The 12,400-nt window shown below is 39.8% G+C and carries 6 protein-coding genes; 4 read left to right on the forward strand and 2 right to left on the reverse strand.

Going from position 1 to position 12,400, the window contains the following annotated elements; translation table 11 throughout:
• Positions 1-174: 174 nt before the first annotated feature.
• Positions 175-2,490 (forward strand): ATP-dependent Clp protease ATP-binding subunit ClpA, encoded by a 2,316-nt coding sequence (clpA, locus tag Arg41_RS03630; RefSeq protein WP_092343001.1) that lies wholly within the window; start codon positions 175-177, stop codon positions 2,488-2,490.
• 10 nt (positions 2,491-2,500) lie between these two features.
• Here the strand turns inward: clpA and Arg41_RS03635 are convergent, their stop codons facing one another.
• On the reverse strand, positions 2,501-3,943 hold the full coding sequence (locus Arg41_RS03635) for a high affinity choline transporter 1 (protein WP_092343000.1): 1,443 nt from the start codon (positions 3,941-3,943) through the stop codon (positions 2,501-2,503).
• A gap of 9 nt (positions 3,944-3,952) precedes the next feature.
• On the reverse strand, positions 3,953-5,470 hold the full coding sequence (locus tag Arg41_RS03640; protein WP_242641391.1) for a high affinity choline transporter 1: 1,518 nt from the start codon (positions 5,468-5,470) through the stop codon (positions 3,953-3,955).
• A 149-nt stretch (positions 5,471-5,619) separates the two neighbouring features.
• On the opposite strand from Arg41_RS03640, the gene Arg41_RS03645 reads away from it, so the two are divergent.
• The 3 genes from Arg41_RS03645 to Arg41_RS03655 all read left to right on the forward strand — a co-directional run bounded on the left by Arg41_RS03645 (position 5,620) and on the right by Arg41_RS03655 (position 12,346).
• A complete protein-coding gene (locus tag Arg41_RS03645; protein WP_242641392.1) occupies positions 5,620-7,620 on the forward strand; it encodes an acetoacetate--CoA ligase in 2,001 nt (666 codons plus the stop codon).
• Positions 7,621-7,699: 79 nt separating this feature from the next.
• Complete coding sequence (gene smc / locus Arg41_RS03650; protein WP_092342998.1) at positions 7,700-11,215, forward strand: chromosome segregation protein SMC; 3,516 nt, start codon at positions 7,700-7,702, stop codon at positions 11,213-11,215.
• A gap of 87 nt (positions 11,216-11,302) precedes the next feature.
• Positions 11,303-12,346 carry a cell division protein ZipA C-terminal FtsZ-binding domain-containing protein gene (locus tag Arg41_RS03655; protein ID WP_092486819.1) on the forward strand — a complete coding sequence of 348 codons (1,044 nt, stop codon included), beginning with the start codon at positions 11,303-11,305 and terminating at the stop codon, positions 12,344-12,346.
• Positions 12,347-12,400 lie beyond the last annotated feature (54 nt).

Below are 12,400 nucleotides of genomic sequence, written 5' to 3' on the forward strand. Positions count from 1 at the left end.
AATTGCCAGAAAATGATGTGGTTTTTTGGTTCATTGTGAGTTAATTTTTATCCATTTATATGCTGTTATCTTTTTGAAGAATAATAATTTTATAAAAAGTGGTTATTGAGGGCAAAAAATAATGTACATAAACGTACAACAACAAACATTATTGCGTAACGCTATGGAGGATAGATGATAGCACAAGAGCTAGAAGTTACTCTCCATAAGGCTTTTGTTGAGGCTCGTCATAAGAGACATGAATTTATTACTGTGGAGCATTTGCTATTAGCTTTGCTAGATAATATGTCTGCCTTGGAGGTTTTACGAGCTTGCTGTGTCCATATCGATCTTCTGAGACGGCAGTTAACATTGTTTATAGAAGAACACACTCCAGTTGTTCCTGGGAGTCAACCAGTAGATACTCATCCCACAATAGGATTTCAGCGCATTATTCAAAGAGCTATTCTTCATATGCAATCGTCTGGAAAAAGTGAGGTTACTGGAGCAAATGTTTTAGTATCTATTTTTTATGAACGAGATTCTCATGCTCTTTATTTCTTAAACGAGCAAGGTTTGACTAGAAATGACGTAATAAACTACGTTTCTCATGGTATTGTTACGCAGAGAGACCATGGGTTTTCGCATGATTTAAGCATAGATTCAATGGTTCAGCCATTATCAGAGGAAATTCCTAATCCAGATGATGATACATTTGAAATGTATACTCATAATCTAAACAGTAAGGCATTGGCTGGAGAGATTGATCGTCTTATTGGTAGGGAAAAAGAGGTTAATCGCCTTATCCAAGTTTTATGTAGACGTCGTAAAAATAACCCCATATTAGTTGGTGAAGCTGGAGTAGGAAAAACAGCAATTGTAGAGGGATTGTCGCAGTTAATTGTTAAGCAGCAACTTCCAGAGATATTAAGTGGGTCCGTGATATATCTTCTGGATATGGGGTCATTACTTGCTGGAACCAAGTACCGTGGTGATTTTGAGCAGCGATTGAAGTCTGTTATTCAGGGTTTATCTAGGCGCCCGCATTCGATTTTATTTATTGATGAAATACATACAATGATTGGAGCTGGGTCTTCTTCAGGAGGTACTTTGGATGCTTCAAATTTGTTAAAGCCAGCTCTTTCATCCGGACAGCTGCGGTGTATAGGTGCTACTACTTATTCTGAATTTCGCGGAATTTTTGAAAAAGATGCAGCGTTGTCACGTAGATTTCAGAGAATAAATGTTGATGAACCATCCGTTAAGGATACTATACAGATACTTACGGGGATGAAGGATTATTTAGAGCGACATCATGCTATTGAGTATACTAAGTCTGCTGTCGTGTCAGCAGCAGAATTATCAGCAAAGTATATTAATGATCGCAATTTACCAGATAAGGCGATTGATGTTTTGGATGAAGCTGGAGCTGCGCGACATCTTCTTTCAGATAAGAAACGTAAGCGAATTATAGATAAAGTAGATGTTGAAGATATAGTTGCTAAAATGTCTCGTGTTTCTCCTTCTGCTGTTACTACTGATGACCGATTGTTACTTCGTAGTTTGGAGATCGATCTAAAGGCTGTTATTTTTGGTCAGGATGAGGCAATTCGTTCTCTTACATCATCGATAAAATTGTCTCGTGCAGGTTTGAATACTCCTGATAAACCTATTGGGAGCTTTTTATTTAGTGGTCCTACTGGAGTAGGTAAAACAGAGTTAGCTCGTCAATTGTCGTATTTTTTGGGATTGACGTTGGTCAGGTTTGATATGTCTGAGTACATGGAAAGACATGCTGTTTCTCGTCTTATTGGATCTCCACCAGGTTATGTAGGTTATGATCGTGGTGGGTTGTTGACAGAGACAATTTGTAAATCTCCCCACTGCGTTTTATTGCTTGATGAGATTGAAAAGGCCCATACTGATGTTTTCAATATTTTACTGCAAGTAATGGATTACGGTACTCTAACTGATAACATTGGGCGCAAGGCTGATTTTCGTAATGTTATTCTTATAATGACAACTAACATTGGTGCAGAGTCTTTGCAAAAACCAGTCTTAGGTTTTAGCTCTAAAAGGGAACATGGAGATGAGTTGATAGAAATTAAGAAAGTTTTTTCTCCGGAATTTCGTAATCGATTAGATGATATTATTTGTTTCCATGGATTAACCAAGGAAGTTATTGATTCCGTGGTTGGAAAATTCTTACTACAGTTAGAGGAACAGTTGCGTGATAAAAATATTGATGCCTCATTTACTCAAGGTGTTCGCGGTTACCTTTCCAGTAAAGGGTTTGATCCAGTTATGGGAGCAAGACCACTTAACAGGTTGATCATTGAAAAGATACGCAAGCCACTGTCAGATGAAGCACTGTTTGGAAGGTTGATTAACGGGGGTAAAGTAACCATAGATATGGATGAAAAAGGCAAGATCAGCTTTGATTCCTTCTATCCGTTGGAAGAACAACGGGAGGTAGAGCAAGAGGAAACAACGCCAGCTTCCTCTTGCTGATGGGAGGTTGCTACTGCAATACTGGAATTTCGTGGATCACTTTTTTGTCATATTTGGTTACAAATATTCCAATGGTAGCACCGACCAAACTGCCCAATATTCCAATTACAGAAGTCGAAACTACAACGTGATCCATTGTAATTTTTCCGGCAATCCAGAAAACTAATGCAAAGAATATGGAAAAGTAAGCCACTTTCTCATTGGCTCTGTTTGGTAAGAACAAAGCCACGTTAAAAGGTATAAAAATAAACACACAGCTCACGGAAAATGCACCCATGATAACATCAAGAATCATCTGATTTGAAAATATGTTGAAGATAACTATGAAAATGCCGATTGCCACAGAAACAGAGCGAATTGTGGTTAGTAATTGGCGGTCGTTTTTGGGAAAATTAAATATAGGAGTGATTAAATTTTTTGCAATCACCACAGATGATGCAAGAACACCAGCACTTGCTGTTCCCATTAGTCCCGATACTATGGCTCCGAAGAATAAAACCTTTGCTACAAAAGGAGTATAGTGAAGGATAAACTCAGGCAAAACCATTTGAGGGTCAGAGGAGGAGTAGCGAGCCGCTATTTCAGGGGCTAGTATTGTTGCTGCATAGCCAAAAATTATGGGACACAAACCAAGCAGGAGGTACAAAACGCTAGCAGTTAGAGAGCTAGCTACAATTACGTTCTCAGTTTTGGCTGAATTAACTCTTTGAAACACATCCTGTTGAGGTATCAATCCACATGGAATTGTCAAAAATGCCGAGATAATTCCCACCATTTCTGGCCAAGTTTTATTGCCGAATAGGTTAATTTTGTCTGCCTGCTGAGCATGATGCAGTATGTCTGAAAGGGGAATTTTACCGAAAATCAAAAAAGACATGAAAATCATGCTAGATATTATTATGGTAGTTTGCAAAAAATCAGTTAGGGCTACCGACCACATGCCACCAAACATGGTGTATATGACTACAACAGCAGATGAGATCATGGTGCAAGCTACGTGCGGAATGGAACCTCCAGACAAAACATCAACTATCAAACTAAAGGCTTGAATTTGAGCTGCGATCCACCCTATGTAGGTGACAGCACTAAAAAAACAAAACAGTATAGATATTTGCTTTCCGTAATGGCGGTGAAAAAAGTCACCCACCGTTACGGTGCCACAACGGTAAAGCCTACGTGCATAGAACAAAGCTATGGCGACCAAACAAACGGCAGCACTGAACGGATCCATGACTATTCCGATCAAACCATCACTAATGAATTTTCCTGCTGATCCCAAAACAGAAGAAGCTCCAAACCAAGAAGATATTATCGTGGCTGTTGCTATAGAAAATGGTAAATGTCTTCCCGCTACAACATAATCCCTAGATGATTTAACATTTCTCCCTGCATAAACACCGAGAAAGACAGAGAAAATAACATAGGCTGAAACGCTAAAATTTAACCAATTCACACAAACTCCCTAAGCATTGTATAAACTACTTTTGCGACATAACATACTTCCAACTACCATTCCGGCAGCACTACCAATGAGACCTATCAGTACTCCTGGCAATATGGATGGCACGTACCAAGAAGCTATCCAGCTAGTAACCCCTACTATAATACTGATGATAACTCCCATCATGTTAGCTTTTTCCCAGTAAAGGCCGGATATCATAGGCACTAACACCACAACCAAAGTGATGCTGTAAGCATTAAGTATCTGCTGATATATTGATTTAGTAGAGACTATGTTAACAACAGTTACGGTAAATACAAACGCTACTATTAGCACTCTGGATAGAAAAAGTACTTGCTTGTCTTTCAATTTCTTGAAAGGAAGTATTATGTTTTCTACTATTGATACAGATGGGGCCAGTATCGATGTACTTCCTGATGTTAGTAGACTCGAAAACAATGCTCCAAAAAAGCACACCTTCACCAATAATGAACTATAGTTGAGTATATACATAGGCAAAATGAACTGAGGGTCTTTTTTTATCCAGTAGTCAGCTATGTCTGGATGAGATATTTTTATGGCATAAGCAGTTAAGATCGGAACCATAGATATCACGAAGTATAATATTCCTCCAAAGATGTGAGATAGGAAGATGGTTTTTTCGTTGCGTGCGCTGTTTATTCTCTGTAGCAGATCTTGCTGGGGAATCAACCCGAGGGTCATTATGGCAAGAGCAGAAAACTGAGTCAGTAATGCTTTTAACGACGTATCGGGGAATAATTTGAATTGTCCCTGGTCAATGGCTATGCTTATGAGAGGAATTACACCGCCGATGGGGTGACTAACTGAATGAAAAACAGTAAATAACCCGGAAAATACAACGATCGTTATGAGATAGTTTGTTGCCGCTGCTGACCACATTCCACCGAAAATTGTGTACAGTATTATAGCTACTCCGGCCAATGCGGATGCAGATTTATGGGTCAACCATTGGTTGGTTAAAAGCTGTAGAATTATCTGAGTAGCGTGTAGCACACTCACCGACCATCCTAGATAGGATAAGACTATGGCCAGTGACAAGAGTTGCTCTATTTGGGGTCCGAACCGATTTCTAAAATATTCTCCCAGTGTTGTGACTTTTTTGCGATATATTGTTTTTCCCAAGAAAAACGCTACTAGCCACATGCACAGTGTCGTACCAAACGGATCACCGATAACTCCCGATATTCCTTTTTCCAAGAATATTGCAGGTGCCCCTAGAAGCGATCCTCCTCCGATCCACGAGCACACTATTATCGGAGTAAGTAGGTAAGTGTTAAGGCTTCTATTTGCCGAAATGAAGTCCTGAGACGTTCTAACACGTCTGGACGAGACATAACCTAAGGCTAGAATGAACGATATGAAGATCGCGATGAGTGTAATGAGCATAGGAAAAACGCATTCTCCGAGGTAGACCCTCAATAATTCAACAAATTTTTTTTTTTGACAAGATGGTTTTTTTGTTTGAGTTAGTATTGTTGGTATTATGTTGAATACCAATTGGATGCTGTGGCACGATGGAGTAGATAAATTTTTAATGTGATGGTTGGCACATTTTTTCGGTATTATTCGTTTCTCTAATCGCTCATTAGTGATTAAGAATTGATGATTTTGTTGAGTTGACTTTTTATATTGAGTGAGCATTGATTATGAAAAAGAGGTCTACACCATCGAGAATGTTCAAAAAACCTTTGTGGTTACCTACGCAGGAGCACATTGAATCTGCTCAGTTGACGCAGTTTGCTAGGTATGCCATAGAGAAAAACGGATTGAATGTTAACAATTGGGCTGATTTTTATCAGTGGAGTATTGATCGCATAGATCAGTTTTGGAGTACAGTGTGGGATTTTTTTCAAATTTTGGCGGCTCAACGAGGTGATGAAGTTACTCGGAGCACGTCTCATGATTTCATACTACGCTGGTTTCCTGAGTCGCAGTTGAACTATGCTCAGAATTTGCTTTATCGTGCTGATTGCGCTGATGAGGATATTGCACTTGGTTTTTACTCTGAGAACGGGGAGAAAATTTTTCTGTCATGGCGTGAATTGCGAGATCAGGTTCGCGTCTGTGCGGATTCCATGAAAGCTGCGGGTGTTGGTAAGGGCGATAGGGTAGCTAGTATTTTAACAGCTAGGCCAGAGGCCACGGTTGCTTTTTTGGCTACTGCTAGCATTGGCGCGATTTGGTGTGCTTGTTCGCCAGAGTTTGGTGCCAAGGCTATGCTGGATAGACTAGGTCAGGTTTCTCCTAAGCTGATTTTTTTGATAGATGGCTATCATTACAATGGCAAGAATTACGATTGTTCTGATAAGGGAAGTCAGTTGGTTAATGGTTTGACTTCGCTGGAGAAAGTTGTGTACGTGAAGACAATTTTCTCAAATCACAACGATTGTTTAGTTTCGTTGAATGATGTTGTAGATTGGTCGGATTGGATGACTTCTTCTTCAGATGATCCTGTATTCTTTGAACAGTTTCCATTTGAACATCCGCTAACTATAGTTTTTACATCTGGAACTACTGGGGAACCCAAGTGCATAGTTCATAGTGCGGGTGGCATTTTACTTCAGCACCTTAAGGAGCACGTTTTACATGCTGACATTGTAAAAGGTTCGCGTGTGTTTTACTACACGACGTGTAGTTGGATGATGTGGAATTGGTTGGTGGGAAGCTTAGCTGCTGGTGCCACTACTTACAGCTATGACGGTTATCCTTTTGCTGAAAAAAATAGAGTGTTCTTTCGATTGATTACTGATGAAAAGTTTACCCATGTTGGTTTATCTGCAAAGTGGATTCATCATTGTGCGGCAGAAAATATTAAACCTCTGAAGAAACATGACCTTTCCTCCGTTAGATTCTTTTTTTCTACCGGGTCTGTGTTGAGTCCGGATGGATTTCGCTACGTCTATGAAAACTTTAAGCGGGACGTTTGCTTGGGTTCAATATCAGGTGGGACTGACATTTTGTCTTGTTTTGTTTTAAGTAATCCTATTTTGCCTGTTTTCCCAGGGGAAATTCAGTGTGCAGGTTTGGGTATGTCTGTGCAAGTTTTTGACGACGCTAGCTTACCCTGTACTGGAATTCCAGGTGAATTAGTATGTACTAAACCTTTTCCTTCCATGCCGGTTGGGTTTTGGGGAGATGAGGATAATGAGCGGTACTACAAGACTTACTTTGAGCGTTATCCTGGCGTTTGGTGTCATGGCGATTATTGTGAGAAAACAGAAAGGTCCACTTTTATTATTTTGGGTCGTTCTGATGCGACTTTGAAACCAAGTGGTGTTCGCATAGGTACCGCGGAAATTTATAATTGTTTGCATCATTTTCCTGCTATAGCTTCTGCGGTTGCTATAGGGCAACCTTGGAAAAATGATGAGAGGATAGTGCTATTTGTCAAGATGCAGGATGGTTTTGAGTTTGATGAGCAAATGTCATCTAAGATTCGGTCTCATCTTGCTACCCATGCTTCCCCTCGTCATGTTCCTGCTAAAATATTGTCAGTTCCTGATGTTCCAAGAACTCATAACAGTAAATTGGCTGAATTGGCTGTGCGTGCTGTTGTACTAGGAGATGAAGTGCCAAATATAGATGCTCTTGATAATCCAGAGGTTCTTGAGGTTTTTAAAGGTTTGGAGGAGCTTAGTGTTGATTGATGAGTATTGTTGGTGATTTAGGGTTTACATAAATGAGTTGTTTTTGGGCCTTTTTTCCTGGTTGTGTTGCGGGGGGGGTGTGTATCTAAAAAGTATTAAAATGTCTGGGTTTAAGACGTTTGTTGATCCTACCGTTATTGTTACAACTGCTCATTTGGTTGGTGTTGTCGGTCCTAATGGCTGTGGAAAGTCTAATGTAATTGATGCGGTTCGTTGGGTTTTGGGAGAATCTAAGGCGTCTGCCTTGCGTGGACAGAGTCTTCAGGATGTGATTTTCTGCGGATCTCAGACTCGTAAGGCTGTTTCACGAGCTAGTGTCGAGCTGATTTTTGATAATAGTTCTGGACGTTTTCCCGGGAAGTGGGGAGAGTATTCGGAGATTTCCATTAAGCGAGTTTTAACCCGTTCTGGGGATTCTGTATACTCTATGAATGGACAGGTTGTTCGCAGACGTGATGTTATAGATGCTTTTTTAGGTACCGGTATGGGTTCCTATGCCATTATTGAGCAGGGCTTGGTCTCGAGATTTATTGAATCTAAGCCTGAAGAGGTCAGAGTTTTTCTTGAGGAGGCTGCAGGGGTTTCTCGCTACCGTGAGCGACGCAAAGAGACAGAGTTGAGATTATTAGCGGCTACTGAGAATTTGCAGCGAGTTGAGGATATTAGTTCCGAGTTGCTACGGACGCTTACTGTTTTGGAAGAGGAAGCTCGTGTTGCTAAGGAGTATAAAGAGCTTAATGACGCAATAGATCACCTTTCTTATTGGATTTGGGGGTATAGAAAAGTACAGCTGGAGTTTGATCGTAAAAAAATACATCAGAGCTTGAGTGATATAGAAAAATCATTTTCTGCCATAGATTTAGAATTAAGTAATAAAGAAAGGGAATGTGCTGAGGTTAAGGCTAGTCAGTTATCTGTATCACTAAGACTTGACGAAGCGCAGAAAAAAGTTTTCGAAAAAAGCCAGGTTTTGACCAAAATAGAGGCAGAGGAGAAATATCGCCAAGACAGAAAACATGATTTGTGTGAGAAAAAAGAAACACTTCAGCAAAAAATTTCTTCCGCTAAAGAACGTTTAGGTGGTTTGGAAAAGGAAATTTCAGAATCATCCAAGAGATTGGAGGAAAGTCAAGAATTTTACAATCAGGTTCTTGGGCGCCATGATCATCTTTATGATAGTCAGCAAGAGTCCAAGAAGGTTTGTCTTCAAGGTGATGATGAGTTTCGTGTTCTCGAGTGCCAATATCTCCAACTTGCACAAAAATTGGAGCTAAGTCAGTCAGAGCAGAAGTCGGCGTACAGTCAAGTTGAGGATTGGTCACATCGTTTGCAAGAATCCGAGTTGGCATTGTCTAATTTGTCAGAAGTTGATGATGGTGCTTTGAGTGATTTTATTCAGCAAAAAGAACAGTATGACCACCTCATGCTATCACTTTCTCGTGATATAGATAAAAAAATGAATGATAAGAATGAAACTAAGAAAACTCATTCGGAGCTTATGGGCAAGAGAGAGGAGCTTCAAAGGAAAATAATTGCTTGCCAAGCTCGTTGCGATCTTCTGCTCGATCAACAGTTAGCAGATACTGATATTACCTCTTTGGGACAGTGGCTTGCAGATGATAGTGTTCAGCCACTGTGGCAATTTTTGCGCATAGAAGAAGGGTGGCAAAAAGCAGTTGAAGCGGTTTTGGATTATCGTCTTCAAGCAGGTTTTTTTACTGATGATGAACGTATTGTGCAGTGTTTTACAGCCCGTCCTACTAAAAGATCTACGATATTTGGAGATAGAGTAATAGATGTTGTGATTCGTGAGGACAGTTTGAGGCGTAAAGTTGAGGTAATAGACCACCGTTTTAGTAACGCTATTACCGATTGGTTAGCGGATGTTTTTTGTGTTGATAATCATAAGATTTTGTTTGATCGGCAAAAAGAATTAGTACGTCCCCACATGTTGGTCACTCCAGAGGGTGATATTGCTACGGCAACCATGATTTCCGTGTATGCAACTCCGACACAGGGTGTGCTATCAAGGCAAGCAGAAATTGATGCTCTGCAAAACAGTATAGCTCGAGACAGGCTTTTTTGTCAGCAATATGACTTGGAGATTGAACGTTGTGAAGATATTCTTAGAGATATTTCGCTAAAGATAGGTAAGTTACAGCAGAAGAAAGGGGAAGTTACACAATTAATACACGATTGCGAATTGAACATTATAAAACAAGAGGAACAGCTTAAGTCCTATCAGGATAAGAAGCGGCAATGTCATCATGTACGTGATGAGGCTGAAAAGAAGACAGAATATTGGAAAATTGTTAGTAATAATTTGATGGAGGTGATTGCCGGAACAGAAAAGGAGCTATGTACTCTTGAGACTCTGAAAAATGATGTAGCAAAAAGGATACATTGTTTACATAGTGATTATGAGAGTTTGCAAAATGATTATCAACTTGTTTTGCAAGATAAACAAGAAAGCTATCTGCGGGTTATGGAGTGCCAGCAAGAAGAGAAGCAACTTAAAGAGTTGCATAATGAGTTTATGTTAATGTACTCGACTTATACTAAAGAGTATGACGAATGTTGCGAAGATTTGGCTTCTTGTCTCAAGGAGCAGGAGGATTGTTCCGATCGTGAGTTGGCTATTCAAGATAAGATAGCTGCAGAGAAAGAGTTGTCAGAGGTTCGTGATTTGTATGCCGGTGTTCAGATTATTAGTAGTGAGAATGAAGAAAAAATTAATCTTTGTCGGCGTAATAAAGAAAAAGTGCAATCTGTTCTTACCAAGGAGCAATTGAAAGCTCAGCGCATAGATATTCAGTGCTCTCAGATTATGGAGGATAAAAAAGAACACTGGGTGTGTGATTCTGCTGAAGTTGATTCGTGGTTTGCTAGCTGTGTCTGCAAGGATGTTTCGGATGATATTAATAAGAAAAAGGAAGCTGTTCAGAAGTTAGGAGCAGTTAATTTAGGGGCATGTGAAAAGTGGGAGGAAGAAAATAAACGCCATGCTTTTTTAGAACATCAGATAAGCGATTTAGTAGAGGCTGTTAATACACTCAGAGAAGCTATATCTCGCATCGATGATACTTCTCGCGCCCAGCTTCAAGAAACTTTCGATCAAGTCAATAAACATCTGAACCAAATTTTTCCGCGACTGTTCGGTGGCGGTGAGGCTCGTTTTGTACTTTTGGGGGATGATATCCTGACTACGGGGGTGGACATCGTAGCACGTCCTCCTGGGAAAAAGAATAGCAGTATTTATCTACTATCCGGGGGAGAAAAGGCTCTTACAGGCTTGAGCGTTATTCTTTCTTTTTTTCAGTTGAATCCAGCTCCTTTTTGTTTGTTGGATGAAGTTGATGCGCCTTTGGATGAGTCAAATACTGTTCGTCTAGGAAAGCTAATTCAGGATATGTCTTTGGATACGCAATTCATATTTGTTACGCATAGCAAGGTATTTATGGAAATAGCCCAACAGCTTGTAGGTGTCACTATGCAAGAGTTAGGTATTTCACGTATAGTCGAGGTCGGGTTGAGTGATGCTGTTGGTGTTGTTAAACAACCAGAAAAAAATCAAGAAAGTGAGCTTATTCACTAAGTTCATAGAATGGGAGATTCTATGGTCCATTGGTACACTGTTCTTTGGATGTTACCTATTTTTCTATTTATTCCAGGTACAATATATATGATAAAGCGCAAGCAGCATAAAAGTATGGATTTGAGGTCTGTTTCTGAAAATAATTCTGTGCCTGTTACTGAGGAGAGTAGTGCCGTTGTTGGTAATGCAGAAATGGAGATTAATTCTGATTCCGATGTGCCGGTTCTATGTGCTGATACCGATATGGGTGGCTTAGAGACTCTACAAGAATCTTTACTTGATAATGGAATTTATCCTAATTGTTTGTCTGACCAAGTTGATGATATTCTGATTCTTAATTTTCCTAACCCGGTTACTCATCAGGATTTTGCTGATTTTCGCTCGAAGATGGTATCCATTCCGCAGTTTCGTTCTTTTTACTGGAATAATTTGTCTGGTATATGGCAGCCATGTCGTGTTTCATTCGAAACTAAAAAAATGGTATTTTCTCTGCAGCTGTGTGATAGGCAATCTAGGATCCCTGGAGAGGTAGTTAGGTATGTACATGATAAATCAGAAGAGTTTGCAAAATTGTATAATGCTAGCGCGTCAATAGATGATGCTGATGTTGTTTTGTCACGTGTGAATAAGTTAACTAAATTAATTTCTGAAGTTGATGCTGTTATTGCAATTAATATTATTCCGAAGCGTACCAATTTCTTAGGTACCAAACTTCGTTCATTGGCAGAAGCCTCTGCTTGTTACTACAATAGTGATTGGGGTTATTTTCATCGAGTATCTACTAATGGGATAGAACAATTTAAGCTTACTACCTTGGATGGTTCTCCGTTCGACCTAGATATGATGCGTCGCTTGTCTTTCTGTGGTGTATCATTGTCACTTTATTTGCCTCATGTTGTTGATCCAGCTGATTCTTTTAATCAAATGTTAATTGTGGCACGTCGCCTCGTAAAATCTTTAGATGGACAAATGGTAGATGATGAGCAGCGTCCTTTACAAGAACATCATTTCAATGTTATCCGAAAAATGATAGACGGGTTGGTTAGCGACATGGAAAGCTTTAGTTTGACTCCTGGAAAACAGGCATCTCTTCGTGTTTTTTCAGAATCTTTAGTGATGGATCCGGCATAGTTTTTTGTAAATTTTTCTGCCAAAATTAACTTCCACGAACAATGAAGTGTTGTG

The organism is Candidatus Ichthyocystis hellenicum (assembly GCF_001460935.1).
Lineage (GTDB): Bacteria > Pseudomonadota > Gammaproteobacteria > Burkholderiales > 2013Ark19i > Ichthyocystis > Ichthyocystis hellenicum.